This is a genomic window from Bifidobacterium sp. SKU (genome assembly GCF_026016405.1).
Classification (GTDB): domain Bacteria; phylum Actinomycetota; class Actinomycetes; order Actinomycetales; family Bifidobacteriaceae; genus Bifidobacterium; species Bifidobacterium bifidum.
Genome location: NZ_CP092890.1, coordinates 1,745,373 through 1,772,097, shown reverse-complemented (window position 1 = coordinate 1,772,097; position 26,725 = coordinate 1,745,373). Strand labels below are relative to the sequence as shown.

General features: G+C 62.6%; 20 protein-coding genes, 3 tRNA genes and 3 pseudogenes. 14 read left to right on the top strand and 12 right to left on the bottom strand.

Features of this window, described 5'->3' with window-relative positions; translation table 11 throughout:
• Positions 1–76: 76 nt before the first annotated feature.
• A complete protein-coding gene (locus tag MMB49_RS07590; RefSeq protein ID WP_003814687.1) occupies positions 77–490 on the bottom strand; it encodes an OsmC family protein in 414 nt (137 codons plus the stop codon).
• Positions 491–941: 451 nt separating this feature from the next.
• Between MMB49_RS07590 and MMB49_RS07585 the strand changes: the two genes are divergently transcribed.
• The 4 genes from MMB49_RS07585 to MMB49_RS07570 all read left to right on the top strand — a co-directional run bounded on the left by MMB49_RS07585 (position 942) and on the right by MMB49_RS07570 (position 4,392).
• Positions 942–1,814, top strand: a complete 873-nt coding sequence (locus tag MMB49_RS07585; RefSeq protein ID WP_013390190.1) for a thymidylate synthase — start codon at positions 942–944, stop codon at positions 1,812–1,814.
• Positions 1,815–1,861: 47 nt separating this feature from the next.
• A complete protein-coding gene (locus MMB49_RS07580) occupies positions 1,862–2,521 on the top strand; it encodes a dihydrofolate reductase (protein WP_003818243.1) in 660 nt (219 codons plus the stop codon).
• Between the two features lie 69 nt (positions 2,522–2,590).
• Entirely contained in the window at positions 2,591–3,109 is a 519-nt protein-coding gene (locus MMB49_RS07575) for a low molecular weight protein-tyrosine-phosphatase (protein ID WP_047270787.1), read from the top strand.
• Positions 3,110–3,336: 227 nt separating this feature from the next.
• A complete protein-coding gene (locus MMB49_RS07570; protein ID WP_013390188.1) occupies positions 3,337–4,392 on the top strand; it encodes a Gfo/Idh/MocA family protein in 1,056 nt (351 codons plus the stop codon).
• A 69-nt stretch (positions 4,393–4,461) separates the two neighbouring features.
• Here the strand turns inward: MMB49_RS07570 and MMB49_RS07565 are convergent, their stop codons facing one another.
• From MMB49_RS07565 to MMB49_RS07540, 6 genes and pseudogenes are all read right to left on the bottom strand, one after another.
• Complete coding sequence (locus MMB49_RS07565; RefSeq protein ID WP_022173470.1) at positions 4,462–4,755, bottom strand: branched-chain amino acid transporter permease; 294 nt, start codon at positions 4,753–4,755, stop codon at positions 4,462–4,464.
• 21 nt (positions 4,756–4,776) lie between these two features.
• Positions 4,777–4,869, bottom strand: a pseudogene (locus MMB49_RS07560) (DUF4916 domain-containing protein); the annotation flags it as partial.
• A gap of 131 nt (positions 4,870–5,000) precedes the next feature.
• A complete protein-coding gene (locus MMB49_RS07555) occupies positions 5,001–5,636 on the bottom strand; it encodes an ABC transporter ATP-binding protein (RefSeq protein ID WP_013390186.1) in 636 nt (211 codons plus the stop codon).
• A 12-nt stretch (positions 5,637–5,648) separates the two neighbouring features.
• Positions 5,649–6,872, bottom strand: coding sequence for an ABC transporter permease (locus MMB49_RS07550; protein WP_047270783.1), 1,224 nt, complete (start codon positions 6,870–6,872; stop codon positions 5,649–5,651).
• On the bottom strand, positions 6,869–8,236 hold the full coding sequence (locus MMB49_RS07545; protein ID WP_047270782.1) for an ABC transporter permease: 1,368 nt from the start codon (positions 8,234–8,236) through the stop codon (positions 6,869–6,871). Before MMB49_RS07545 ends, MMB49_RS07550 begins: the two co-directional genes overlap by 4 nt.
• A gap of 149 nt (positions 8,237–8,385) precedes the next feature.
• Positions 8,386–8,764: pseudogene (locus tag MMB49_RS07540) on the bottom strand (hypothetical protein); the annotation flags it as partial.
• A 411-nt stretch (positions 8,765–9,175) separates the two neighbouring features.
• Between MMB49_RS07540 and MMB49_RS07535 the strand changes: the two are divergent.
• Positions 9,176–10,177, top strand: a complete 1,002-nt coding sequence (locus tag MMB49_RS07535) for a LacI family DNA-binding transcriptional regulator (RefSeq protein WP_047270776.1) — start codon at positions 9,176–9,178, stop codon at positions 10,175–10,177.
• 107 nt (positions 10,178–10,284) lie between these two features.
• Here the strand turns inward: MMB49_RS07535 and MMB49_RS07530 are convergent.
• Positions 10,285–10,551 (bottom strand): annotated as a pseudogene (locus MMB49_RS07530) (N-acetylglucosamine-6-phosphate deacetylase); the annotation flags it as partial.
• A 136-nt stretch (positions 10,552–10,687) separates the two neighbouring features.
• The gene (locus MMB49_RS07525) at positions 10,688–13,846 is read right to left on the bottom strand and encodes a glycoside hydrolase family 2 TIM barrel-domain containing protein (RefSeq protein ID WP_047270774.1); all 3,159 of its coding nucleotides are present in this window, start codon (positions 13,844–13,846) and stop codon (positions 10,688–10,690) included.
• Between the two features lie 365 nt (positions 13,847–14,211).
• Between MMB49_RS07525 and MMB49_RS07520 the strand changes: the two genes are divergently transcribed.
• On the top strand, positions 14,212–15,687 hold the full coding sequence (locus MMB49_RS07520) for a glycoside-pentoside-hexuronide (GPH):cation symporter (RefSeq protein WP_003814741.1): 1,476 nt from the start codon (positions 14,212–14,214) through the stop codon (positions 15,685–15,687).
• A gap of 1,176 nt (positions 15,688–16,863) precedes the next feature.
• Here MMB49_RS07520 and MMB49_RS07515 read toward each other — a convergent pair.
• Positions 16,864–16,935, bottom strand: a tRNA-Glu gene (locus tag MMB49_RS07515).
• 67 nt (positions 16,936–17,002) lie between these two features.
• A complete protein-coding gene (gene trmB / locus MMB49_RS07510; protein ID WP_014760568.1) occupies positions 17,003–17,914 on the bottom strand; it encodes a tRNA (guanosine(46)-N7)-methyltransferase TrmB in 912 nt (303 codons plus the stop codon).
• A gap of 193 nt (positions 17,915–18,107) precedes the next feature.
• Here trmB and galE point away from each other — a divergent pair, with 193 nt between their 5' ends.
• The 6 genes from galE to fucO all read left to right on the top strand — a co-directional run bounded on the left by galE (position 18,108) and on the right by fucO (position 22,644).
• Complete coding sequence (gene galE / locus MMB49_RS07505) at positions 18,108–19,121, top strand: UDP-glucose 4-epimerase GalE (protein ID WP_003818197.1); 1,014 nt, start codon at positions 18,108–18,110, stop codon at positions 19,119–19,121.
• Positions 19,122–19,415: 294 nt separating this feature from the next.
• A complete protein-coding gene (locus MMB49_RS07500) occupies positions 19,416–20,123 on the top strand; it encodes a DUF4190 domain-containing protein (protein WP_047270770.1) in 708 nt (235 codons plus the stop codon).
• A gap of 152 nt (positions 20,124–20,275) precedes the next feature.
• Positions 20,276–20,349, top strand: a tRNA-Asp gene (locus MMB49_RS07495).
• Positions 20,350–20,393: 44 nt separating this feature from the next.
• A tRNA-Phe gene (locus MMB49_RS07490) sits at positions 20,394–20,469 on the top strand.
• Between the two features lie 407 nt (positions 20,470–20,876).
• Positions 20,877–21,008 (top strand): hypothetical protein, encoded by a 132-nt coding sequence (locus tag MMB49_RS07485; RefSeq protein ID WP_003816289.1) that lies wholly within the window; start codon positions 20,877–20,879, stop codon positions 21,006–21,008.
• A gap of 484 nt (positions 21,009–21,492) precedes the next feature.
• The gene (gene fucO, locus MMB49_RS07480; RefSeq protein ID WP_003816288.1) at positions 21,493–22,644 is read left to right on the top strand and encodes a lactaldehyde reductase; all 1,152 of its coding nucleotides are present in this window, start codon (positions 21,493–21,495) and stop codon (positions 22,642–22,644) included.
• Between the two features lie 180 nt (positions 22,645–22,824).
• Here the strand turns inward: fucO and MMB49_RS07475 are convergent, their stop codons facing one another.
• The gene (locus tag MMB49_RS07475) at positions 22,825–23,724 is read right to left on the bottom strand and encodes a glycosyltransferase (protein WP_003814755.1); all 900 of its coding nucleotides are present in this window, start codon (positions 23,722–23,724) and stop codon (positions 22,825–22,827) included.
• A gap of 53 nt (positions 23,725–23,777) precedes the next feature.
• Between MMB49_RS07475 and MMB49_RS07470 the strand changes: the two genes are divergently transcribed.
• Both MMB49_RS07470 and MMB49_RS07465 read left to right on the top strand, forming a co-directional pair.
• Positions 23,778–25,382, top strand: coding sequence for an AI-2E family transporter (locus MMB49_RS07470; RefSeq protein WP_047270767.1), 1,605 nt, complete (start codon positions 23,778–23,780; stop codon positions 25,380–25,382).
• A complete protein-coding gene (locus tag MMB49_RS07465) occupies positions 25,382–26,605 on the top strand; it encodes a glycosyltransferase family 2 protein (RefSeq protein ID WP_003814758.1) in 1,224 nt (407 codons plus the stop codon). Before MMB49_RS07470 ends, MMB49_RS07465 begins: the two co-directional genes overlap by 1 nt.
• Positions 26,606–26,725 lie beyond the last annotated feature (120 nt).

The window sequence follows — 26,725 nt, the reverse complement described above, 5'->3', positions numbered from 1 at the left end:
CGGCGCTCGTGCCGCGGACGCGGTAGCATGAACTCCTCCGTGCCGTTATATGACAGGGGAGGAGCCCCGCGATGCCTCAGCGGCGAACCGTCACGTCCATGCGCACCGGCGTCTCCTGCACATAGGTGTGCTTGACGGTGCAGCCCTTTTCGATGTGGCGCGTGACACGCTCCTTGAGCTTGTCCGCATCCTCTTCGCTCAGCTTCGCGTCAGTGGCATCCACTACGACCTGCTCGTTGAAGTTGATGTAGGCATCGCTGTCGGCGTCATATGTGCCGTCCACGACGATCCTCGCGCCCTTGCCGTCACCGAGTGTGTGCTCGATGGCGAACTGGCTGGACAGCGCGGCACAGCCCGCCAGCGCGATCTTCATCAGGTCTCCGGGGGTGAACACTCCGCGGCCCTTGCCGAACTTGATGTGAGCGCCGTCATCGCTGAACGCATCCCATGAACCATCCTTGTTGCGCTCGACCCAAAGTCGCTTGCCCATGCGTATCTCCTCGTGTAGTCGTCATGACGCGCCTGCCGCGTCACACATACCTCTAATGTAGACCACAATCGTTCGCCATGGGTCGTGATGCGCGTTCGGCTGGACGCCCCTCCGGCCCGAGCACGTCTGCTCGATGGGTACTTTGGTCTGATCTGGGTCTGGTTTGGGGCGTCTACCCCCGTCTCGTCCGGCGTTTCATCTCCGAATCGCCTGTGCATGCCATGTTTCGGCGTCACGCTGTGCGGGTACCGTCACGCTGTGCGGGTTCGCGGCGTGACGGTTTCTTGGAAACCGCTGGAAACACTGGGGTTTGTGGTACCGTCACTGTGTGCGAGGGCGCACACAGTGACGGTACCCGCGCAGCGTGACGCTACCGCATCCATCGCACGCTGCCGTCCGTCGTCTCCGCCACTCGCGTCGGGCTGTTAGCCGCTGTCGTTACACTGGGGGCATGGCTTTGACACCGGAACAACTCGCAGATATCCGCACCCGTATCCCCGCCCGTCCTCACAGTGACGTCCCCACGCCGTACGAGGATTTGGTGCGCCGGATCATGCTCGAAGGCACGCTCAAGTCCGATCGCACCGGCACGGGAACGATATCCCTGTTCGGGCAGCAGATGCGTTTCGACCTGTCAGAAGGATTCCCGCTGCTCACCACCAAGACCGTGTTCTTCAAGGGACTGGCATACGAGCTGCTGTGGTTCCTCAAGGGCAGCAGCAACGTGCGCTGGCTGCAGGAGCACAACGTGCACATCTGGGATGACTGGGCGGACGAGAACGGCGACCTCGGTCCCGTGTACGGTGTGCAGTGGCGCAGCTGGCCCGCGCCGACCCCCGAAGACCCGAATCGCACCATCGACCAGATCGGCAATGTCCTCGACCTGATCCGCAACCACCCCGACTCCCGTCGCATGGTGGTCAGCGCATGGAACCCGGCCGAGGTCGAGAATATGGCGCTGCCGCCCTGCCACGCCCTGTTCCAGTTCTACGTGGCCGACGGGCGGCTCAGCTGCCAGCTGTACCAGCGTTCGTGCGACATGTTCATCGGGGTGCCGTTCAACATCGCTTCGTATTCGCTGCTGACGATGATGATCGCGCAGCAGGCCGGCTTGGAACCGGGCGAATTCGTCTGGACCGGCGGCGACTGCCATGTCTACGACAATCACGTCGACCAGGTGCTGGAGCAGCTGTCGCGCGAGCCGTACCCGTATCCGAAGATCGAGATCCGCAAGGCCGATTCGCTGTTCGACTACCAGTACGAGGATTTTACGATCGTCGACTACCGGCACCATCCCACCATCAAGGCGCCGGTTGCGGTCTGAACCGACCGTTACACTATTGTCCCAGTCCGATTCAAGGAGTGAATGAAATGGAGCATGATAGTAGCCGCAACGGCTATCACGAACCGGAGCCCGGGTTCGCCGGGCAGGAGAAAGCCGATGATTGGGGTGATGACTTTCCCAAGACGTTTTCAGTGAACCTGATTTGGGCCGAAGCTGACGACAAAGACGGCCGTCCCGGTGCCATCGGGTTCGACGGCGGCATGCCTTGGCATCTGCCGGAGGATATGAAACGTTTCAAGGAGCTCACCGTCTCTCACCCGGTGATCATGGGACGCAGGACATGGGAGTCACTGAACGTGAAGTACCGTCCGCTGCCCAATCGTGACAACATCGTGGTATCGCACAATCCCCAGTATCTGGCGCTGGGTGCCACGGTCGTCACCGATCTGGATGCGGCGCTCGACATCGCGCGGCAGGAGGCCATTCCCGACGACGGGCTTGACCGCAGCGAGATCTGGGTGATCGGTGGAGCGCAGGTCTTCCAGGAGGCGCTGCCTTTCGCCAGCAAGGCGTTCGTGACGAAGATCCAGACCTCAGTGGACGCAGACACGTATGCGCCCGATATGGACGCTCTGGTCGACGCCGGCCTGTGGGAAGTCGCCGACCCCGGCCATTGGAAGAGAACGCAGAAGGACGACAGCGGAATCAAGCGGTACCGCTTCGTCACCTATCGCAAGATCGGCTGAATCGCCGCGCGCGCAAGTTCACCGGGCGCCTTACGCACAGGCACCCATCGGAAACCATCAGGAGCCATCATGACACAGCAGCACCCATACACCGTGATGACCGTGTGCACGGGCAACATCTGCCGTTCGCCCATGGCGGAGATCATCCTTCGCGCCGAATTCGAGTCGCGTGGGATAGGGGAGGACCGCGTGCGCGTCCTGTCCAGCGGCGTGAGCGACGAGGAGTACGGCCATCCTATCGACCCGCGCGCCGTGCGCGTGCTGCGGGCCGACGGGTATGATATCCCCACGCATCATTTCGCCCATCGCGTCACGCGCGAGGAGATCGAGGAAACCGACCTGTTCCTGCCGATGACGGCCTCGCATATGCGCGCGCTGCTGCGGCAGCTGCCGTCCTCCAAGCGCGCCGAAGTGCACATGTACCGCAGTTTCGACCCGAACCTGCCCAAGCCGGCGGCCGGCCGCGAGGACTCCATCGACCTGGTGGATCCCTGGTATGGCGGGTCCCGCGAGTTCCAGGTGGCCATCGGCCAGATTCAGGAGGTCGCGCCGTACATCGTCGATTGGGTGGAACGGCAGATCGGATGACGGCATGCGGCCGGCCGCCGGAGCGCGACGGCACGCGACGAGATGCGATGAAACGCGACGCACCTTGGCATGACTGCCGGGCGCGTCGCGTCATATTCGCCGGATTGCGCCGCGGCGAGCCGGGGCGGATACCGTTCGCCGGATTATTCTGGTGCATTGACAGCCGGTTTCGCGGGGATACCCGCGTATTCCATCGGAACATGTATCGGAACGTTCGAGGAGGAATGATGAGCAGACTGAACGGCAGACGTGCCGAGGCCGAAGCGCAGGGGTTGCGCGTCAACGTGGCGATTCTGGGCGCCGGGCGCATCGCGCATTCGATGGCGCGAACACTGGTGGCGATGGCGGCGGACCCGCGGTATGCCGGTCTGGTAGCGCCGTATGCGGTCGCCGCGCGTGACGGGGGCAGGGCCGCGGCGTTCGCGGCCGAATACGGGTTCCCGGTGTCGTATGGCTCGTATGACGAGCTGCTGGCCGACCCGGACGTGGATCTGGTGTATATCGCCACGCCGCACAGCCTGCACGCCGAGCAGGGCATCGCCTGCCTGAAGGCCGGCAAGAACATCCTGGTCGAAAAGTCGTTCACCGCGAACGCCGCGCAGGCCCGTGCGCTGCTCGATGCGGCCGATGGCAGCGGTCTGCTGTGCACGGAGGCTATCTGGACGCGCTACATGCCGTCGCGGGCCATCGTCGACCGGATCGTGGCCTCCGGCGCGATCGGCGAGCTGCGGTCGATTTCGGCGAACCTGTGCTATCCGGTGTCGGGCAAGGCGCGTATGAGCGATCCCGCGATGGCTGGAGGGGCGCTGCTCGACGTCGGCGTGTACCCGCTCAATTTCATCGACATGGTGATGGGCGGCCACGGCGAGGTGCCGGTCGAGCGCGTCGAGACGTCGATGACGCCATACGCCCCGACCGGCGTGGACGCGCAGAACTCGACCACGCTGTATTACGCCAATGGCGTGATGGCGGTGTCCACGTCGTCGATGCTCGCCTGCTCCGACCGTGCGGGCTGCATTTGGGGCGACAAGGGGTACGTGGTGTGCCGCAACATCAACAACATCGAAGCGATCGACGTGTACGGCGCCGACCATGCCGTGGCGGAGCATTACGATGTGCCGGCGCAGCTGACCGGTTACGAGTATCAGGTCGCCGCCGCGGCGAACGCGATTCTCGACGGGCGCGAGGAGTGCGCCGAGATGCCGCACGCCGATTCGCTGCGCATCGTCGAGCTCATGGACGAGCTGCGGGCAAAGTGGGGGCTGAAGTATCCGTTCGAGTGACGGTTCTGCGGCAGGTTGGGCGGCGGGTTCCTCATCCATCCTTGACGGGACTCGCCGCCAGGCATGCTCCTAGAACACCAGCTGTATCAGCAGCATATACACCGCGGTGCCGCCGGCGGTCGAAAGCAGCATGTTGCGCTTCCACAGATGCAGCAATGTGATGACGGCACAGGCGATGAGTTCCGGAATGCCGTGCGAACCGGTCAGGATCGGCGTGTTGCGTAGCGCGTATACCACCAGCAGGCCGGTCATGGCATAGGGGAGCGCCTTGCCGAAGTATTCGACGAGCTTGGGTGGTTGCTTGGATTCGGGGAACACCAGAAAGGCGGATTCTAGCGGTGGTTGCAACACCAAAAAAAACACCAGGTGTTGCAACCACCGCTAGAATCCGCCAGAAGTGATATCGTCGAACTCGCCATGTCGACGCCCCGCGTCGAAATCGCCCTCGCCGGGCACTTCATCATTCATCACTGGCATGGTTCCATTATCACGACATTATGTCGCAGAACGAATACGGCACCCCGGCAACGCGAGTGGTCGCCGGGGTGCCGGAGCGCGGGGTGCCAGAATGCCGAAGCGGTGTATGGGTGCCGCCCGGCCCAGGTGGGTCACACCCGGGCCAGTTTCTTGCTCCTGAGACGCAGCACGACATCGGCGGAGTCGGCGACGCGCTTGGAATGCGTCACCACGATCACGCATTTGCCGAGCTGATGGGCGGCGTGCTGCAGCAGATGAATCACCTCGTCGGTCATCTTCGGGTCGAGGCTGCCCGTCGGCTCGTCCGCGAGGATCGCGCGGCCCGGGGCGACCAGCGCGCGGCCGACCGCCACCCGTTGACGCTGGCCGCCCGACAGGTGCATGATGTTGCGCTTGGATTCCTCACGGCTCAAACCCAGTTCCTCGAGGATCTTCATATCGGCCTTGGTGCTGACCAGCCGCAGGTTCTCTTCGGGGGTGAGGTAGTCGATCAGGTTATGGTCCTGGAACACCAGGGACACGTGCTCTCGACGGTGCTTCGCATAGCCCGATGTGGCGATGTCCTCCCCTTCGAAGCGGACCACTCCCCGGGAGGGGGCGTCCAGGCCGGCCAGCAGCGACAGCAGCGTGCTCTTGCCGGCGCCGGACGGGCCTGTGATCGCATACATCTTCCCGGATTCGAAATCCGCGCTGACATCCGAAAGAACAAGGATCTTCGCCGCGCCGTAAGCGTAATCGACATGGTCCAGTTGCAGACAGTTAGACATAATTGGTGACTCCTAACGCATAGAGGAAAGAATGGATTTCGGGGATTTGGACAGCACGGCGGCGCATGACACGGCAAGGGCCACGGCGATGACCGCGCATCCGAGCAGCAGGATGAGCAGCGTCTGCTCAGGCGGCAAGGCCTCCACGTGCAACGATTCCAACGGCGCGACGCCCGAATCGCGCAACAGTCGGGAAGACACGTATCCCGACAGCATGGCGCCGGTGCCCAGCGAACACAGGGCGGCGACCGCCGCCATGAGTCCGGTTTCGATGGCGAGTTGTGCGACTATCCGCATCTTGTCGATGCCGAGGGCCAGAAGCGTGCCTATCTCATGGATGCGTGAGCGAATCCAGAAGACCAGCGCCATCGCCAGCACCAGTACGTCCGCGAGGCAGACGGACAGCAGCACCATGCGCACCAGATCACGCACCGTCTGCACGGATTGCAGGACGCCGGAGAGCCGGGCCGAATCGTCGGTGACGTCGTACTTGCCACCGGCCATGGTCTTGGCCTGACTGACCGCCGCGGACAGGTCCTGCGGATTATCCGACAGGCATCGGATCATGTCGATCCGGTCGTTTCCGGTCAGAGCGGAAGCTACTCGCCTACCCGAATAGATGAGGTTCTCGGAAGTGTCCGAGGGCAGGGGGCTTTGGGCCTGCACGTTGCCGGAGAAGATCCCGGCCACACGCACCGTGGCGTTGCGCCCCTCCTGCCGGAGACGGAATGTCGAGCCGATCGATAGGCCGTTCTGCAGCGCGAAGTCGCGGTGGACCAGCACATTGTCGCCGTCGCCAGAGATATGGCGGCCCTGCTCCAGGCGGTACAGGCCGCTCTGGAATTCCTCTGACAATGAGGAATCGGTGGTGCCCAGCACGCTGACCTGCATGGCCAGATCGGAGTCCAATCGGGGACCCTGCCGGGGCACGACCGGGCGTGCGCCATCCACCTGCGCCAAGGTCTTCGTCGCATAGGCGGTCTTCGTCACACCGGGGATACGCGAGAACCGGCTCGCCTCCTCGGCGCTGATGGGATTCTCGCCGGCGCTGACGGTAAACCCTATGCCCATGCCCGCGCCGATGCTGTCGGACATGGTGCGCAGGGCCGTCGAGACTCCGACCTGCGCCACCAGGCTCGTGAAGACCATCAGCATCAGCAGACCGATGATGCCGCTGCGTACCGGCTTGCGTACGATCGCCAACGTGGCACGCTTCCACACATTCATGCTCATCATCGAATCTCCGACAGGTCTCGCGGCGATTTGCGCAGCATCGGTATGCACGCCACCGCGACGCACACCAGCATCACCGCCAACAATCCGAGCGCCACGTACAGCATGGCGGTCCCGTCGACCGACACCGTGAGCGAATCCAGGGTGCGCACCGACATGCTGGATTCAAGATCGCCGCCGACCTGCCCCATGCTGCTCAGCTCCTTCGCCGCGGAGGCGTTCACGGAATGGAGCGCCGTGGTGCCGAGCCATTGGGCCATTCCCTGCGCGCACAGCCAGCCGAGGGCGAGGGACGGCAGACCGATCAGCACCATCTCGGTGAGGTATTGGGCGACCAGGGAGGGCTTGCCGACACCAAGGGACACCAGTATGCCCATCTCCTGACGGCGGTCGTTCATCCACAGCAGCAGCATGAGACTGAGCACGAGCACGGCCGAGACGGTCACGCCGATCAGGGCGCCGCGCATCATGGAGCGCACGCCGCGGGCGGCATGCAGCATGCTCGACGAATACTGGTCGTTGCGTGTGATCTGATAGTTGTTCCAATCCACCGGGAGTTTCTTTGCGGCGTCCATGGTCTTCTCCACGTCAACGCCCTTGGACAGCACGAAGGTGGCGTCCTGGTATATTTCCTTGCTGTCCTTGTACTGGTACAGATCGCGTGTGGTATCCAGATCGGTGTAGATGGTGTTGGCGGTGAGTTCCGCTCGGCTGGATACCTTTCTGGCGCTGTCGCCCTTGAATATGCCCACGATGGTGGTCTTGACGGTCGCCGTCGAATGTGATTCGTTGTCGGCGTCGTAGGCGTTGGCCTTGAGCGTGAGCGTGTCTCCGACTTTGAGCCCGTTGGCTTTGGCGAGATCCTCATGGATCATCGACGTGTACTTGTCGGAGGCCTTCAGATGCCGTCCTTCGGCCATGCCGAGCGTGCGCGACGTGAACACGTTGAGTTTCGACGAATCATTCGTGCCTATGACGTTGGCGGCGTTGCCGAACTGCTGCTCCTTGGTCGCATCGTAATCATCGCCGCCGGGGACCTTCGCCACATTCGCCCCCACGAGATCGGCAGTGGCGTTCTGACGGACCATATACGAATCGACTCCGGGCAGTTGGGCGATCCTGCGCACGTCGGCGGGACGCACCATGCCACCTCCGCGAGGCGTGAGCATGCTGCCCTGCAGGTTGCTGGCCAGCACGAATCCGCCGACCGCTTCCTTCTCGATTCGTCCGGCGGCCTGTTGAGCTGCTCGAGAAACCGCGATCGTGGATAGCATGCTCGCTGTTATGATGGTCAATACTATGAGGAGCACTATGGTTCGCACTCGTTTTCTGAGCACATAGCGCACCGACCGTGCAACGAACGTCATCAATACCTCCTGTGGGCCTTGGGCTTTTCGCCCAGAATGCGAAACATGCCGCGTTTCGCCGGTTAGTTAGCCGCGACAATACATGATGCACCTCAAGATACGGGTAGATATACGCCTTGGGCGAAAGACGGAACAGCGGCGAATGTCGGTTATTCTGGATTTTGGTCCATCTCGGGGCGCGTCGATGCGTCGGCCCGCGAGGAATCAGCGCTCGCGCCTCGCCTTCGAGGCGGCGAACACGAGGAGCGGCAGGGCGGCGAACGCATAGTTCTCGCATTGGATGTACAGGTATGCGACCAGGACGAGCCAGCAGATGACGGTCTTGTGCCAGACGTCGGATTCGCCCGAACACGCGCCGGCAACGCCATCATCACTATTACCCCCGGCAACATCAGCAACGTCGGCAACGTCGGCGACACAAACACCGTGCGCCAGCCCGTCGGACGATGCGCCATCCGCACCGCCACGGCATACCGTCCGCCCGCGCGTCATGCAGACCAACGAGGAGCCGATCAGCATGGCCAGCCCCCTACCTCGATGTGGCCGCTAGATGTCTTACGCTCCCTTCGTGAGAGCATTGATAAATGAAAACGGCAGCCTATGAATCGAGTAGGCTGCCGTGCTGATAGTGTCCGCCGACGATGATGAGGATTTCGGAATATACGGATCACGTACCCCATCATTGGCCATTTGAGTCTGCAGGCGCGGCCGGAAGGTGGATTGAGAATCCTAATTCTTTTACCTGACACGCTATAAGAATCGTAAGGTGACGGGAATGTTGCTGCACATGCCCGCCACCCCCTATGCATTGCCCCTGTTGCCGGAATATGTGCAGTCTACCAGTCATGGGTAAACTTCCACGCCGCCAATGCCGCTAACCCCGCCTTCCCGGGTTATGCTGTAGTAAAACCCTTTACTAAAGTTTGCGGGGAGGATGTCATGGCCACGCTCAAGGAAGTCGCGGGACGGGCCGGGGTGTCGCAGAGCACGGTGTCACGCTTGTTGAACGACCCGTCGTTCTCCATCAAGGAGGAGACGCGTCGGCGTGTGTTGCGCGTGTGCGAGGAGATGGGGTATCGCAACGTGTTCCGTCCCGCGATCGCGGTGTTGGATGCGCCTCCGTCCGGGGAGGAATTGCAGGACGCGTACTTCGCCGATCTGCGGAAGGTTCTTGCGGAGCGTGCGGAGTCGTTGGAATTGGACCAGCTCACGTTCATCCGGTCCATACACGAGTTGACGGAACGCGCAACGGAGTTTGATGGGTTCATCACCGTGGGAGCCACGGTGTTTCCCGAAGCGGACCTGCGCGCCCTGCATATGGTGCTCCCGCATGGCGTGTGCATCGACACGAATCCGGCGCCGCGCCTGTTCGACTCCGTGCGTCCCGATCTGTCGCAGACGATGCTGGACGCCTTGGACGCGATGATCGCGGCGGGCCGCAGTCGTATCGCGTTTCTCGGCGGCGTGGGCAGCATCATGGGCATGCATGACTATCCCGAGGACATTCGCGAGCTGTCGTTCCGTCAGTGGGCCGCGCATCTGGGATTGGAAACGGACGGATTGGTGTATTCGTCCGGCACGTTCACCGTGGAGAACGGCTATCGTCTCGCGGAGCAGTTGGTGGCTGACCATCGTGAGGCCGGCAGCATGCCCGATGGTTTGATCGTGGCTGCCGACGTGCTTGCGGTGGGGGCGTTGCAGGCGTTGAACGCACTGCGCGTGGAGGTTCCCGACGAGTTGGCCGTGGTGAGTGTGAACAACCAGTCGATCGCCCGGTACACGTCGCCGCCGCTGAGTTCGTATGCGATCGATCAAAGGGAGTTGGCCCGCATGGCGTTCTCCACCCTGATCGATGGGTTGAAGCATGAGCGGCGGGTGCATCGTCACATCCTGCTGACGACCGAACTGGTGCCGCGCGCAAGCTTCGTTCCTCAGGCGTAAGACGTCGTCTCGAAGACGGGCGGCACCGGCGTCGATTTTGCTGGAAGGAGTTTACTCCACCTGGCGGCCGGCGCACCAGACGTGTTGGGCGGTCCAGTCGGTGGGGTCGAGATGGTGATCTGGCGGATGCAGCCGAGCTTGCCGGCGGCGAGGTCGGTGCCCGAGGTGTCGAGCATGCGGTCCACGAGTTCGGGCACCGGGTCCTTGAGGCAGTTCGGCTCGTGCGCGCCCTTGCACTTGAGGGCGAGGAACGGGCCTTCGAGGTGGCAGCCGAGGATGTCGGGGCGGGTTGCCATCTTCTCGCGCACGGTGCGGATGTTGCGGCAGATCACGTCCATCGGGTTGGTGATGAGCGAGAGGACCTGGCGGGTTGATGCCGACCGTGCGGCAGGCGTGCTCGAACGCCTCCTCGCCGGTGCCGTCCGCGGCCGCAGCGCCCGTGGCCTCGATCGCCGCGTCGTAGGCGGGGCCGGCGGCGGCATGGTGGTGCATGCCGCCGCCCGTTGCCGGTCAGATGAGTTCGAGGTTCACGTCGAGGGTGAGCGGCCTGCCGGCGGGCAGCTGGTAGACCGTGTGGACGGGGGCTCCCCAGGAGTCGTCTCCGCCGACGCCCATCTGGGCCGCGAGCAGGCGCAGGTAGTTGTGGCGCGGTTCGGGCAGGTCCTCGTGGCGGCGCGCGGCCTCGATCATGTAGGTGTTCCAGGGCAGCAGGCTGGCCGTGAAGTGACGGTCGCCGCGTTGGGTGACGCGCAATCCGTGGCCTTGGATGTCGGTGGCTTCGAGCCAGCGGACGTCCTCGTGGCTGCCGGTTTCCTGCACCATGAGATACGGCGCCATGCTCGCCTTCGCGGTGGCGTCCCAGATGCCGAGCTTGCCGCCCTGCTTACGGTCGCGGTAGGTCTCCTCGGGGCCGGGGCCGTAGTAGCGCAGACGATCGTATTCGCCGGGCAGCTCCCATTCGATGCCGAACGCGGGCAGACTGGCCATGTCAGTGGCGTTCCCGGGATATTCGACGGTCAGTTGCATACGCATATCGGAGTTGACATGGTAAGTGACGGACACGGGCGTGTGGTTCGGATCGGCAAGCTCGTACTGGTATTCCGCTACGAGACCGTCATCGCTTTCATGGATTTTCGTTTCGGTTACGATGGCGTATCGGCCGGCCGCGAACCATGCGGCACGGTCGAAACCGGAATGGTTACCGCGATCGTTGTCGGTCAATGGGCGGAACGTGACGAGTTCGGGGCGACGGATGACCATTTCCCGGTCGTCGCGCTTCCAGGAGACGATGCCTCCCTGAGTGCGTGACAGGAGGATTTCCTCGTCGTCGCGGCGGATGCCGGCGTTCCATCGGCTGAGCGTGCGAGTTGCGCGGCCGTCGTCGTCATGGCTGGTCTCGGTGATGTCCTGTTCGGGGTTGAGCGTGCCGGTGAGTTGGCCGAACGCGAGCTCGTAGCCGGCCGGCGCCCATGCGGTGGCTTCGGCGAGCAGGAGATCGACCTCGTAGGTGACTTCGCGCGTATCCCCGTCCGCGTCGATGTCCGGGAAGGCGATGTCATGGTGTTGGGTATCTCCTGCGGCCACGTCGAAACGGTAGTCGGCATGCCAGATCTCATGCCCGTCTTCGAGGAGCCGTGCGGCGAACACGTAGCCGTCGGTGCCGGCGAACAGGTTGCGGTTCTCGATGGTCACGCCGTGCCCGTCGGGGGCGAGCTTGACCGGCGAATACAGCTGCTTGACCTCCTGCGCCTTGGGGCTGGGCGTGCGGTCGGCGAACACGATGCCGTTGCCCACGAATTCGTAGTCGGTTGGACGGTCGCCCCATTCTCCGCCGACGCTGAGGCGTTCGCTCCCGTCGGGCAGACGCTGGACGAGCCCCTGGTCGATGTAATCCCAGATGAACCCGCCGGAGTAGCGCTCGTACCGTTCGAGGTCGATGAACTCGCTCAGACCGCCGCACGAGTTGCCCATGGCATGCATGTACTCACAGCTGACGAACGGCTTGCTCGCCTCGCCCCGTTCGTCGCCGTGTTCGAGCCAGTCTTGGATCTCGGCCGGCTTGGCGTACATACGGCTTTCGAAGTCGCTGATCCCGTCGTAGGCATGGTTCCAGTTGACACCTTCGTAGTGGACGGGACGACCCGGATCAAGTTGGTGCGCGTGCGCGCTCATGGCCTTGAGGACTTCGCCCGCGTAGGATTCGTTGCCCAGCGACCAGACGAGCACGCTGGGATGGTTGCGGTCGCGCAGGATCATGCTGTCCAGCCGGTCGATGCACGCGCCCAGCCAGGCCTCGTCGTCACCGGGGACGGAGGTTCCCACGGGGATGTCGCCGGGGCTGTTCCAGCTGCCATGGGTCTCCAGATTGGTCTCGTCGATCAGGTAGATGCCGTATTCGTCGCACAGTTCGTACCAGCGTGACTGGTTCGGATAGTGCGAGGTGCGCACCGCGTTGATGTTGTGGCGCTTCATGAAGCGGATGTCCCACAGCATGTCCTCTTCGGTGATGGCCCGGCCGCGCCGGCAGTCGAACTCGTGGCGGTTGACGCCGCGGAACACGAGGCGCTTGCCGTTGAGCTTGAGGATGCCGTCCTCGATGGCCACATGCCGGAAGCCGATGCGAGTGCGAGCGGTCTCCAGGACCTTGCCGTCCGCGTCGAGCAGGGTGACGGATAGCTCGTACAGGTCGGGGCGTTCGGCGCTCCATGGTGCCGCGTCATCGATCTCGGCCTCGGCGTGCAGCGTTCCGTCCGCTTTCGTGACGATGTGCCAGACGATGGTGCCGTTCTTGTCCCATAGTGCGAAGTCGGCCGTCGCGGCGTTCGCGGCACCGTCGATCAGCACATCCAGCGAGAGCGAACCCCTTGATGTGGCGAGATCCCAGTCGGCGTCGGCATGGAGGTCGGCGACGTGGGCGGCGGGCCTCGCGTTGAGTTCGACGGAGCGGAACAGGCCGTGCAGACGCCAGAAGTCCTGATCCTCCAACCAGCTCGCGCTCGAATACTCGTAGCAGGCGACCGCCAGCACGTTGCCGTCCACCTTGATCGCGTCCGTCACGTCGAACTCGCTGGGTGTGAAGGAGTCCTCGGCGTAGCCAATGAACGAGCCGTTGAGCCACACGTAGATGGCTGTGGCCGCGCCCTGGAAGGTAAGCGTCACCGGGCGCCCTTCGCGCACGGCCTGGGCGACTTCGCCATCTGCGTCGAACTCGCGCCGGTAGACCGCCACATGGCCGTGCTCGGGGATGGCCGGGGCCTTCGGGTCCTCATGTCCGTCCCACGGGTACTGCACGTTCACGTACTGCGGGGCAAGCAGCCCCGCAGTCTCCAGATGCGAGGGCACCTGCACGCGTGAGAACGACGAATCGTCGAATCCGGGCGCGGCGAACAGAGGCGACACGTCGCTGATCCAGTCCGGCCCGTCGCTCGTCCCATCGGGGAAACGGCCCGTCGGCGCCGTCTCGACGCGGACCCGCCATTCGCCGTCAAGGCTCTGCCTGAGATCCGTGCTCTCGCCGTCGACTGGGGAGCGAGACCAGCACGCATGATCGGAATGGGCGTCGAGCCGGTGAACCGCGTACACGCGCGGGTCGGCGAGCCATGCCGTCGTCGGTATGGACGGGGAGACGATCGGATCGCCGTTCTTCCGCTGATCGTCGGTTGTGTTCATGATGTCCTCGCTTTCGCATCGGATTGCGTCGCGTCGTTGCCGCCGCAGTGAGGGAACCTCGTTGAATCGGGTTCCTTGTACAACAAGGATAAATACTGTTACTTGATTGCGCAAATTCTTTCCAGCATTTCGCGGCACAAGGCCTGCAACATGCAAAATACGTGGATTTCTTAAGATTCAAGCACATCAAGCAGGCTTCAAACCTTACTCATCCACACGGAGTGCCGGTTGCAGAACGTTGGCATGATTTGCGACACGCGGTATAGTTTTCTACTTTTTCAAGAAAGTTCTATACTCACGCTTTGCGGGATCGGAGCGGTTCACGCGCACGGATTCTTTACAGGTCGCAAGGAGGCCACCACACCATGAGCGGATCCACCACACAACACACGGAAACGACCGGAAGGCCGCAGCCCACGCGGAACACGGGTCAGAAGATCGCATACGCATTCGGTAACCTGGGCCAGGCCGCGTTCTACAACACGATGAGCACGTTCTTCATCACGTTCGTGACCACCGCGCTGTTCATCGACGTGGACAAGACGCTTGCCAAACGCCTCATCGCGGTGATCACCGGACTCGTGGTGGTCATCCGCATCGCGGAGATCTTCCTCGACCCGCTGCTCGGCAACCTCGTGGACAACACGAACACCCGATGGGGCCGGTTCCGCCCGTGGCAGTTCATCGGCGGCATCGTGCCCGGCATCCTGCTGATCATGGTGTTCACCGGCCTGTTCGGCCTCGTGGACGTGAACACCGGCGTGTTCATGGTCCTGTTCGTCATCGTGTTCATCCTGCTCGACGTGATCTACTCGCTGCGCGACATCTCCTACTGGGGCATGATCCCCGCGATCTCCTCCGACTCGCACGAGCGCAGCACGTACACCGCGCTCGGCGCGTTCACCGGATCCATCGGCTACAACGGCGTCACCGTCATCGTCGTGCCCGTCGTCAGCTGGTTCACCTGGAAGTTCACCGGCCAGTGGGAGCAGGGCCGCACCGGCTGGGCGGCGTTCGCCATCATCATCGCCGTGCTCGGCTTGCTCACCGCGTGGAGCGTCGCGTTCGGCACCCGAGAGAACCAAGGCGGGCTGCGCGCCAAGGCCGAGGCCAACGGCAACCCCATCGAGGCGTTCAAGGCCATCGCCCAGAACGACCAGCTCCTGTGGGTGGCCCTCAGCTATCTGCTGTACTCCGTGGCCAACGTCGCCACCACCGGCGTGCTTTTTTATCAGTTCAAGTACGTGCTCGGAGCTCCGGACAGCTTCTCCATCGCCGGCATCATCCCGGTCATCACCGGACTGGGCACCACGCCCCTCTACCCGGTGCTCAACCGCCGCATCCCGCGCCGCTGGCTGTACACCGCCGGCATGGCGCTCATGATCGCCGGCTACACGCTGTTCATCATCGCGCCCATGAACTTGCCCGTCGTCATCGTCGCGCTCGTCCTCTTCTACCTTCCCGCGCAGACCATCCAGATGACCGCCATCCTGAGCATGACCGACTCCATCGAATACGGCCAGCTCAAGACCGGCAAGCGCAACGAGGCCGTCACCCTCTCCGTGCGCCCGATGCTCGACAAGATCGCTGGCGCCCTGTCCAACGGCATCGTGGGCTTCGTGGTCGTCGCCGCCGGAATGGTCGGTAACGCCACCGCCGCCGACATGACCGCCGCGAACATCCGCACGTTCAAGACCTGCGCCTACTACCTGCCGCTCGCCGGCATCGTCGCCAGCCTCGTCGTCTTCCTCCTGACCGTCAAGATCGACGAGAACATGCACGCCCACATCGTCGAACAGCTCGAAGGACGACTCGCCTCCGAGGAAGCCGACAAGCAGTAGGGTCGAGCTGAGGTGAATCATGCAGGATGAAGCGTTCATGATTTCCGAAGTAAATGATCCCGATATCTGCACCGCATACCGCGTTGGTGGCGGCTGATAAAAGGATTATGGCGGGCTCCTTGTCAAAGGAGCCCGCCGTTCTTATTTGAAGGAAATAGAAGGTGAGAAAATTGGGCGCTATTGCTGTTCTCGTGGGTGGGGTTTCTCCGTTGGGTTGTTGGGGGAGTAAGAGAAGAGCGCTTTTTGGGTAGGATATTTTCGACCAAGATAAGCAAACAGCCGCAAAGCGCCTGATGAACGGCTTCGCGTCGCCGGGACGGTGCTCGAACTCCAGCGACCACAGGTAGTCGGACCATGGTTGCGGGAAGTCGCGGCATTCGCTGGCCTTCTTCCGCGCCTCAAGATGCTGCCCGTCCCCGCTCATGGCCGCACCGCCTCTGCCTGTGCGCCGGCTTTCGCCTTGCGCCGTCCGGCGATGCCGTGGGTGGCGTGGTTGCGTTTGTCGTATGCGCATACCGGGCATGCCTCCTGCGAGATGACGCCTTCGATGTGTTCCTGACACAACGAGGTGCGCAGCAGCGCCGCCCCGTAGATCGGTACGCCCAGTCCATCGTCGCGACGATCTCACCGTACGGCCTGTCGATCAGCAGCGAGTGGACGGCCTTGCGATCGGCCATGGTCGCCGGAACGGGTTCGGGCTTCGGATCAGCGACCGGCTTCGTGGAGGCTGATTCGGCGTTGAGGGGAGCATCCCCGAAGGGGATGAGGGGAGAATTGTTTATCACTTGTCTATTGGGTGACTTTCTGTCCAAGATTCCGGGACAATTTGTCTTCGGCTCCACGTCCCTCACCGCGCACGGCCTGTCCCAGACGGCGCTCACGGAGCCTCTGAAGATGACCAGGGGCGGAGTCAGCGCGAAGATGAAGAACAAGAACACGTGGAGCATCCCCGACATCGCGGCGCTGGCCGACTACTTCGGCGTGCCCGTGATGTCCCTGCTGGACGACACGCTCATGCGTCAGATGCTGGGAGAGAGGAACTTAGGTGCATCTTTGGTGGCAGCGACCACCGCGCGATTTCCTGTTCGAGCAGCTGAAGGCCAAGCTGATGGCCTGAAACCGTTGGAAACAAAAGACTCCGAGCCACGATACCTCGTGGAACCCGGAGCTGGTGAGTACCCCCAGAGAGAGTCGAACTCTCGTTGTCAGATTGAAAGTCTGGTGTCCTAACCGTTAGACGATGGGGGCTGACAACTCGATATACATTACGTGAGCTGCGGAGATAATGCAAATCCGCGACACGCCGTAATCGGCGTCACACCGCGATATAGGTGAGGTCGTGGATGACCCGGCCCGCGGCGAGTCCCTTCTTTTCGAAATTGGTGAGCACCCGGTCGTCGAATCGCTCCGATTCGGTGAAATCGGCGTGCGGCATGTCGTCGGCGAGCTCGGCGTTGCCCTTGCCGACGTGCCCGGTGGGCAGGCTGACGGCGATCGTGCCGGCGTTGCGGAAGTCCGTGCGCCCGTCCATCACCTCGTGCACGTGCAGGGCGTAGTCTTCGATGTCGGTCGCGATGCGCCACGCCCCGCCGTCGGCTAGCGCGCCGTGGATGGACTGCGCGAGCTGCGGCTGCACGATGCGGCGCTTGTGGTGCTTCATCTTCGGCCAAGGGTCGGGGAAGAACGTCCAGACCTCGGCGATGGAGCCGGGGGCGGTCGCGGCGAATAGTTCGGGCGCGTTCACCTGCGCGATGCGAAGGTTGCCGAGCCGCTGCTTGCCGGCGAGCAGCAGCGTGTGCGCGACGCCGGGGTCGTACACCTCCAGCGCGAGGAAGTTGACGTCGGGGTGCGCGGCCGCGGCGGCGACGATGTTCTCGCCTTGTCCGGTGCCGATTTCGACGATCAGCGGATTGGCGTTGCCCCAGGTCACGGCGATGGTGTCGCGGTCGAGCGTGAAGTCGTCGCGCACGTCCAGCGACCCCTCGCCGTCGTTGATGTCCAGCAGATACGTGTCGGCGTAGTTGTCCCACGCGCGTTGCAGCCGCGCGTCCAGACGGCCGGATCGCCGCACGAACGACAGTACCGGACGCGGGGTGAAAGTCGGCTGTTCGATCTGCTCTGGCACGGTTTCCTCGTTTCTGGTCGGTCGTGGTATGTGCCATATTATCCCGGGGCCGTTGACCTCCTTCGTGGCCGCCGTGCTTCGATGGGCCGTCTCGCCTGTCATCTGTGCATGGTCTGGAATGTCGGTAATGTTTCAATGAACATATTTTGTTCTCTTATGTTCATGTGCTACGATAAAACTGTTCGGAAAAATAACAAAAGCGAGCATAATCAAACATTCAACTATCGTTAACCATTGGTTATGGTCAGTCGTCGCGGATGCCGATGGTTATGCTCGCGGTCACGAAAGGACAGACATGACAGTTCTCGTTACCGGTGGGTGCGGATACATCGGTGCCCACGTCGTCCATGCGCTCCATCAAGCCGGCGAACGCGTTGTCGTCGTCGACGATCTGAGCTACGGAAAGCCCGCCCGCATCGAAGGCGCGCGGTTGTATGGCATGGATATCGCCGCGCCGGGCGCCGGCGACCGCCTCGCCGAGATCCTCGACGCCGAAGACGTCGATTCCGTCATCCACTTCGCCGCGCGCAAGCAGGTCGGCGAATCCGTCGAGAAGCCGCTGTGGTACTACCAGCAGAACATCAACGGCATGCTCAACGTGCTCACCGGCATGACCCAGTCCAAGAACGCCAAGAAGCTCGTCTTCTCGTCCTCCGCCGCCACCTACGGCGTGCCGCCGGTCGACGTGGTGCCCGAGGACGTCGTCCCTATGCTGCCGATCAACCCCTACGGCCAGACCAAGCTGTTCGGCGAGTGGATGGCCCGCGCCTGCGAGCAGCCGTTCGGCATCCGCTTCTGCGCGCTGCGCTACTTCAACGTGGCCGGATGCGGTCCGGTGGAGCTGGAGGACCCCGCGATCCTCAATCTCATCCCGATGCTGTTCGACCGCCTGAAGAAGGGCAAGGCGCCGGCCATCTTCGGCGACGACTACCCGACCCCGGACGGCACCTGCGTGCGCGACTACATTCACGTCTCCGACCTGGCCGACGCTCACATCGCCGCGCTGAAGTACCTTGACCGCGACGAGCGCAAGTACGACGCCTTCAATGTGGGTACCGGCGAGGGCACCTCCGTGCGCCAGATCGTCGACGAGGTCAAGAAGGTCACGGGCCTGCCGTTCACCGAGGCCGTGATGGCCCGTCGCGCAGGCGACCCGCCACACCTGATCGGCTCTCCGAAGCGCATCAACGAGGAGCTGGGCTGGCACGCCAAGTACGACGTGGAGGACATCGTCAAGTCCGCGTGGGATGCGTGGCAGGCCAACCCCGAGCACCACATCGACGTCGCCACCTGGAAGCAGGTCGGCTGAACGGGTGGCCGGGTGACTGGGTGGCCGGTCGGGCTGCTGGGCGTTGACGGTCGGCTTATGGCCGGACGTACCGCCGTCTGAATGATGACTCGACCGAATACGGGGCCGGTTCGCGTCGCTTCGTCTGCGGATGGGGCGGTGCGGTCGGCCCTGGTCTGTCCGATCGTATTGCGCCGGTTCGGGGATGGCGCTGTGATGCCTTGGCGTTGAGATGAAAGCGTTGACAGGATATACTGGGCGTAGCGCCGGGCGGTGAGCGGCGGCGGGAACGATAGCGACCGAAGGAGTCCTGAGATGTCATCGAATACGCCAAGTGCCATGCCGACTGACGGTAATGACGGGCAGGTGCCGACGCAGGCCGGGTATGAGCAGGCGGGCGATGGTTCGTGGGCTCCGGGTGCCGGTGCCGCGGATGGTCAGGTGCCGCCGTATGGTCAGGGTGAGTATGGTCAGACCGGATATGGCCAGCCGGATTATGGTCAGACCGGGTACTCGGGCCAGCCAGGGTATGGCCAGCCTCAGCACAGCCAGGCCGGCAGCTATGGAGCACCGGGGTATGGCGCCCAGCAGCCACAGTACGGGGCTCCCTATGGCGCTGCGCAATATCCTCCGTATCCTCTGTATGGCGCGAACCCCTATGGCGTGCCGGCATACTATGCGCCGAACGATCGATGGAACACGATGTCGATTGTCGGGTTCGTCCTGTCGTTCGTGTTCTGCCCGGCCGGACTGATTCTCTCGATCATCGCCCTGCGGCAGATCAACCGCACGCAGGAACGCGGCAAGGCGTTCGCCATAGCGGGCATCGTCATCAGCGCGATTGCCATCGTGATCGTTATCATCACCATCATTCTTGCGATCGCGGTGGGGGTATACATGGTGAATCATCCGGAAATCTGGAACGGGTCGTACTGCATCAACGGCGATTGTGTCTACAAGGATTACGGCGACTCCGCCTTCACCAGTCTCGCGATCATGCCGTTGGCAGCGCTGATAGGGTAGGTGCGGGAAGTGCTGGAAATACTGGGAATCGCGTTCATCCTCGGTGGTGTTCGGGCCTGTCTGGGAGGCTCTGCGGGCGCTGCGACACGCCGAAGTTGCATATCGCCCAGAACTCTGTAATATATCTACTCGTTGCTTACAAACAAGCATATGGCCCCGTAGCTCAGTTGGTTAGAGCGCCGCCCTGTCACGGCGGAGGTCACCGGTTCAAGTCCGGCCGGGGTCGCTGGAATGTGAAGACCCGGTTTTCGCCGGGTTTTTATGTTCACTGGCTCTGTAGCTCAGTTGGTAGAGCGAGCGACTGAAAATCGCTAGGTCAGCGGATCGATGCCGCTCGGAGCCACCACGGAAAACCCGTCACCCTTTGGAAACATTGGGATGGCGGGTTTCTTGCATCTGGTCAAGAAGTCGGGCGGGTCATGGGTCTTACCCGATTGCGTGGGCTAGGGTCAGCATGCGTCTCGGTCCTGCATGCCCCCAGCACCCTCCCTCCTCCCGGTCTCTTCCCCCTCCCTCACTCTTCCCGAAATTACGGGTTGAAATCGCCGCAATCCGTGATTCCCCGTGCCAAATCGCCGTTTCTGGACCTTAAAACGGCGATTTGGCACGGGGAATTGCCCGGAACGGCGATTTCAACCCGTAATTTGCACCCGGTGCTGGTTGAAGGCGTTACCCGCGCTAGAGTAAACCCGTGAGCATGATTGAAGAAGGCAAGAGCAAGCGTGGCGCGGGCGGAAATGTCAGACGGCGCCGTTGGGCACGTTGATCGCCGGGCTGATTTCGCCGCGTGTCGGCTCGCTGCTGTTCGCCGCATGGCTTGCATTGCTGGCCGTACGCGGCGCATGGACCGCCATCAAGGTGACGAGTGCCGTGCATCATTCCTGAGCGGAGCGCAGCCGGGCGTCTGATTGATGTGCAGGCATGAAAGCGCCTCTTTGCATCGTCCCCAGCATGAGCATTCTGGCCACGTCGTCCGTGTGTGGTCCCATCCGCGCCGCGCCAAACGGGATTTTGGCCGGATGGGGGTGTCGTCCGAGTGTCTAGTCCGAGCGATGTCCCGTTTCAGCCCGTGCGGATGGGACTTTGGCGGGATGAATGAGGGCGGCGGGATGCGGGGCGGCTCATAATGTGGTACGGCGTGTACTGCTTTGTGGGACTTGCGATGAAGAAACTTACGCGGTGACAAATGGGATTTTTCGTAGGGGTAAGGCCGCGGGGGCGATTGTATGCTACAGCGCTATACCGCAACTGTTCTCTGCTGTGTTTGCGTTACCTTCCCAGCATGTTTCCAGTTTTCGAGGTACGATAGGAATTGTCATAGCAGATACGCCGAGCGCAACGCCCGCGCGTCATTCAAAGGAGAGCCAGCATGGTATATCGCATGATCTTCAATCAGACCGCGTATTTTGGCCGTGGAGCCATCAAGGAGATTCCGGCGGTCGCGAAGTCCCATGGCTTCACCAAGGCGTTCATCGTAACCGATCCGATCCTGCTGAAGACCGGAACTGTCAAGAAGGTCACCGATGTGCTGGACGAGGCCGGCCTGCCGTATGAGGTGTTCGACAACGTCAAGCCGAACCCGCCGGTCGAATGCATCCAGGACGGCGTCAAGAAGTTCGCCGAATCCGGCGCCGACTTCCTGATCGGCCTGGGCGGCGGCTCCCCGCAGGATACCTGCAAGGGCATCGGCATCATCACCGCCAACCCGGAGTTCGCCGACGTACTGTCCCTTGAGGGCGTGGCCGACACCAAGAACCCGTCCGTCCCGATCTTCGGCGTGCCCACCACCGCCGGCACCGCCTCTGAGACCACCATCAACTACGTGGTCACCGATACCGCCAACAAGCGCAAGTTCGTGGCCGTCGACCCCCACGACATCCCGATCGTCGCATTCGTCGACCCCGACCTGACCGACACGATGCCGCGCGGCCTGAAGGTCGCCACCGGCCTGGACGCCCTGACCCACGCCATCGAGGGCTACATCACCCCGGGCGCATGGAGCCTGTCTGACTGCCTGAGCATGCAGACCATCCGCATGATTGCCAAGAACTTGGCCAAGTCCGCCGACGGCGACGTGCCGGCCGGCGAGCAGATGGCCTACGCCTCCTACATCACCGGTATGGCCTACTCCAACGTCGGCCTGGGCCTCGTGCACGGCATGGCCCACCCGCTGGGCGGCCGTCTCGGCGTGGCCCACGGCGTGGCCAACGGCATCCTGCTGGCCCCGGTCATGGAATACAACAAGGACTTCACCGGCGAAAAGTACCGTGACATCGCCGACGCGTTCGGTATCGAGGACGCCTACACCGGCGACCTTGAGAAGGTGCGCGAGGAGGCCGTGCAGGCCGTCCACCAGCTGACCGTGGATCTCAAGAACCCGACCACGATTTCCGAGGTGGGTGCCACCGAGGCCGACTTGGCACCGCTCGCCCACGACGCCTTCAACGACGTGTGCACGCCGGGCAACCCGCGCAAGGCCACCGAAGAGGACATCCTGAAGATCTACACCTCGCTGATGTGATAGAGCGACACGGGACCGGTCCGCGGCGGCGCGTCCATCCGCCGGCCGGCCCCGTGAGCGGGAGAAAGCCGCGATAATCCGCAACGGATACGGCTAACAGATGATGGTGGGGTTCCGGCACATACCGTGTTGGAACCCCACCATCATCTGTCGGCTGGCGTCAGCCGACGTCATTCAACGTCATTCGACGGCGTCCACCTGCTCGGGATTGTCGAAATGGCTCTTGACGAGCTTGATCTGCTCGTCGAACCAGATCTTCTCGGCCGGGTTGATGTCCTTCGCGGCCAGATGCTGCTGATAAATCGGGTACAGCATGTGCAGCCACGGGTAGAGCGCATACAGGCGCCGCTCGGTGTGGTGCTCGCGCCAATGGTCGGGATGTGCGGCGAATGTGTTCTTGAACCGTTGCATGTACCGGTGGAACGACGCGAAGGACGTGTCCATGCGCCGTGCGGAGATGCCGCAGATCATGCACTGTGAGTACACCGTCTTGAAACCATGGTTGAGCAGATGCAGCGACACGTCGATGTCCTCGTGCATCACGTCCTCCGGGTCGCGGCAGACCTCGCCCGAGATGGCGTGCCATGCTGAGGCGCGAATCGCCATGTTCGAACCGAACAGCAGCACCTGATCGTTGTCCGCCCGGTACGTGTGCCGGCGGATGTGGTCGTCGCCGGCGAGCCCGGCACCCTTCGCGGGCATGTCGTAATACACCACCGGTCCGGTCGCGCCCATGGCGTCCGGATCCTCGGTGAAGATGCCGGACACGACCTCCACCCAGTCGGGTTTGAGCATGCAGTCGGCGTCGATGCGTCCCAACACGTCGCCGGTTGCGGCGTTCAGACCGAAGTTGCGGGTCGGGATCAGTCCTTGATCCTCGTTCTGCTGCAGCAGGATGACCGGAGCTTCGGGATGGTCGCGCTGGAACTGTTCGACGATGTCGCAGGTGCGGTCCGTGGAACGGTTGTTGACGACGATCACTTCATGTGGTGCGACGGTCTGGCGCGTGGCGTTCATCAGGCAGTCGGCGATGCGCTCCTCCTCATTCCACGCGGGGATGATAATCGAAACGTTGAGCATACTTACAGGATAAGCACCTGTGCGTACACTCCCGCTGGCTACAATAGGGTCTCATGAGTGAAACGGATGATCAGAAACTGGATTTGGCGTCGGTGTTCCCCGCCAAAGGGGATTCGCGTCGACCGCCGGATTGGTGGGGGCGCGCGCTGTTGTACACGGTCATCGCGGTGTTCGCCGCGATTTTCGTGTGGACATCGTGGGGCAAGATATCGACCATCGTGCTGGATGTCGTCATCTCGATATTCATCGCGCTGGCGGTCGAGCCGCTGGTGGTCTCGATGGTGCGACACGGCTGGAAGCGTGGCCCCGCGTCGGCGGTGAGCCTGATCGGCCTCGCCGTGATCGTCATGGCTTTGCTCACGCTGTTCGGCAACATGTTCGTGCAGCAGCTGATCTCCATGGTGAAGGGGCTTCCGTCGATATACACGGAGATCGTGGACGCGGTGAAGCAGTACACGTCGTTCGACATGCCGAAGATAGAGAACCTCGGCATGGAGATATTCAAGAACGTGCAGACGTCGTGGATCACCGATTTCGCCGGTCAGGCGTTGACCACCACGATGGGCGTGTTCAGCTTCCTGTTGAATCTGCTGACCGTGTTGATGGTGACGTACTATATTTCGGCCGCGGGCCCGAAGATGCGCCGTAGCCTGTGCCAGTGGCTCGGACCGAACACGCAGCGCCGTTTCCTGCTCGGCTGGACGGTGGTGCAGGAGCAGATTTCCGGCTTCCTGTTCTCCCGCTCCATCCTGGCCGCCATCAACGCCACCTGCACGGCCGTTTTCCTGGAGATTATCCACGTGCCATATTGGCTGCCGCTGGCGTTGTTCTGCGGTATCGTGTCGCAGTTCGTGCCGACGGTCGGCACGTATATCGGCGGCGCGCTGCCGGTGCTGTTCGCCTGGGGGTCGAATGGCCTGTGGTACGGGGTCGGTGTGCTGGTGTTCATCATCGTGTACCAGCAGATCGAGAACCTGATTCTCTCGCCGAAGGTCTCGCAGCGCACGATGGACCTCAACCCATGCGTCGCGTTCCTCGCCGTACTGGTGATGGGCGCGTTGTTCGGCGCTCTGGGCGCGTTCCTCGCACTGCCGGTCACGGCGAGCATGCAGGCCATCTTCAAGGTGTACACGAAGCGCTATGCGCTGGTGGAGTCGCCGCTGATGAGCGATCCGGTGCCGGGGAAGAAGTCTAAGGTCGTGGAGGGCGCCGAGGCGTTCAGTGAGCGCGTGATCAAGCCGATGAGCGACCATATGCCGCGCGCCGCCAAAGGATCGAGCGCCCATGTGCCGATCAGCGACGAGCTACGTGCGCTGCGCGACCAGATATATGACCTTGACGAGGCCAACGAGACCGAGGATTCCGAAACGATTGCCATACCGAAGGACGTGCTGTCGCGCAGCGTGCGCGAGGGGGCGAAGTCGGGCAACGCCGTGAAATTGCGCGGAGTCGGTGACGGTACCGCACAGGCGCATGGCGATGATGGTAGCAGCGACGGCTCTGCAGAGCCCGGCGCCGCGAAGACCTCCTCCGATAGACCGTCCGACAGCGAATCATCCGGCACCGCCGCGAAGCCGGCAGCCGACCGTCCCGCAAAGACCGCCCGCCCACGCCGTGGTGACGGGTCTACCGACAATCCGCGAAGCAGGTGGCGCTAATGGCATTGCTGACCGTAATCGACGTGCTTATGATGGTGGTGGGCGGCGTCGGCATCATCTACCAGGCCATCTGCGTCATCATGTCTCTGTTCTCCAAGCCGGTGCACTTCCCGGACGCGCCGATGGACAAGCGCTACGCTGTGTTGATCTCCGCGCGCAACGAGGAGAACGTCATCGGCAACCTCATCGACTCGCTGCACAACCAGACCTATCCGAGCAAGCTGATCGATATCTGGCTGGTGGCCGACAACTGTACCGATCGCACCGCCGAAGTCGTCCGCGAGATGGGATGCCATGTCGTCGAACGCCACGACACGGAGCTGATCGGCAAGGGATACGCGCTGTCGTACCTGCTGAGCACCATGATTGACTCGGGTGTGGCCGACGACTACGATGCCTATTTCGTGTTCGACGCCGACAACCGGCTCGACCGTCATTACGTCGAGGAGATGAACAAGGCCTTCCAGTCCGGTTTCCGCATCCTGACCAGCTACCGCAATTCGGTCAACCTGGCCGACAACTGGGTGTCGTCCGGTTCGGCCCTGTGGTTCATCCGCGAGTCGCGATTCCTGAACAATTCGCGCATGATCCTCGGCTCCAGCTGTCATGTGGGCGGCACCGGATTCATGTTTTCTCGCGAGGTGATGCGGCGCAACAGGGGATGGAAATTCCATCTGCTGACCGAGGATCTGGAATTCACGATGGACTCCATCCTGCACGGCGACCGCATCGGATACTGCGGCACCGCCATGCTGTACGACGAGCAGCCGGTCACGTTCCAGCAGAGCTGGCGTCAGCGACTGCGCTGGAGCAAGGGATTCCTGCAGGTGTTCCGGTATTACGGCATGGCGCTGATCAAGCGGGCCGTGCGTGAGCGTGATTTCTCGTCCGTCGATTTCACCCTGCTGCTATGCCCGTTCACGGTGCTGGGCGTCATCCGCATCGTACTGGGCCTGCTGTTCGTGGCGTTCGGATTCGTGACGTGGCAGAGCCAGCTCAGTGCGATTGCGGGATGGGCCTTTGACATCGTGCTGGCGGTCGTGACGATGATGGCGCTGGCCGCATTGACGATCGTCGCGGAACGCGACCACATCGGCGCCACCAACAAGGAGCTGTTCGCCTATGTGCTGAGTTTCCCCATCTACATGCTCAGTTACATGCCGATTTCGTTCCAGGCCATCTTCTCCAAGGCTCAGTGGAAGCCAATCGTGCATAAGGGCTGAGCGGGTTTGGGCCGTGCTTCGACCGGCGTTCGGCAGCGATGTCTGACTCCGCCGGCCGGGCCGATGCTGGCTGCCGCCGACCCGTCATCGATCTGCGGGATGATTGGTCTATACAACTGC

Excerpts from the sequence above, each read along its gene's own strand:
- MMB49_RS07570 (WP_013390188.1), top strand. The coding sequence starts at position 3,337 with ATGAGCAGACTGAACGGCAGACGTGCCGAGGCCGAAGCGCAGGGGTTG.
- MMB49_RS07500 (WP_047270770.1), top strand. The coding sequence starts at position 19,416 with ATGTCATCGAATACGCCAAGTGCCATGCCGACTGACGGTAATGACGGG.
- MMB49_RS07520 (WP_003814741.1), top strand. The coding sequence starts at position 14,212 with ATGAGCGGATCCACCACACAACACACGGAAACGACCGGAAGGCCGCAG.
- MMB49_RS07585 (WP_013390190.1), top strand. The coding sequence starts at position 942 with ATGGCTTTGACACCGGAACAACTCGCAGATATCCGCACCCGTATCCCC.
- MMB49_RS07470 (WP_047270767.1), top strand. The coding sequence starts at position 23,778 with ATGAGTGAAACGGATGATCAGAAACTGGATTTGGCGTCGGTGTTCCCC.
- MMB49_RS07555 (WP_013390186.1), bottom strand. The coding sequence starts at position 5,636 with ATGTCTAACTGTCTGCAACTGGACCATGTCGATTACGCTTACGGCGCG.
- MMB49_RS07525 (WP_047270774.1), bottom strand. The coding sequence starts at position 13,846 with ATGAACACAACCGACGATCAGCGGAAGAACGGCGATCCGATCGTCTCC.
- MMB49_RS07550 (WP_047270783.1), bottom strand. The coding sequence starts at position 6,872 with ATGATGAGCATGAATGTGTGGAAGCGTGCCACGTTGGCGATCGTACGC.
- MMB49_RS07475 (WP_003814755.1), bottom strand. The coding sequence starts at position 23,724 with ATGCTCAACGTTTCGATTATCATCCCCGCGTGGAATGAGGAGGAGCGC.
- galE (WP_003818197.1), top strand. The coding sequence starts at position 18,108 with ATGACAGTTCTCGTTACCGGTGGGTGCGGATACATCGGTGCCCACGTC.
- MMB49_RS07575 (WP_047270787.1), top strand. The coding sequence starts at position 2,591 with ATGACACAGCAGCACCCATACACCGTGATGACCGTGTGCACGGGCAAC.
- trmB (WP_014760568.1), bottom strand. The coding sequence starts at position 17,914 with ATGACAGGCGAGACGGCCCATCGAAGCACGGCGGCCACGAAGGAGGTC.
- MMB49_RS07535 (WP_047270776.1), top strand. The coding sequence starts at position 9,176 with ATGGCCACGCTCAAGGAAGTCGCGGGACGGGCCGGGGTGTCGCAGAGC.
- MMB49_RS07580 (WP_003818243.1), top strand. The coding sequence starts at position 1,862 with ATGGAGCATGATAGTAGCCGCAACGGCTATCACGAACCGGAGCCCGGG.
- MMB49_RS07545 (WP_047270782.1), bottom strand. The coding sequence starts at position 8,236 with ATGACGTTCGTTGCACGGTCGGTGCGCTATGTGCTCAGAAAACGAGTG.
- MMB49_RS07590 (WP_003814687.1), bottom strand. The coding sequence starts at position 490 with ATGGGCAAGCGACTTTGGGTCGAGCGCAACAAGGATGGTTCATGGGAT.
- fucO (WP_003816288.1), top strand. The coding sequence starts at position 21,493 with ATGGTATATCGCATGATCTTCAATCAGACCGCGTATTTTGGCCGTGGA.
- MMB49_RS07465 (WP_003814758.1), top strand. The coding sequence starts at position 25,382 with ATGGCATTGCTGACCGTAATCGACGTGCTTATGATGGTGGTGGGCGGC.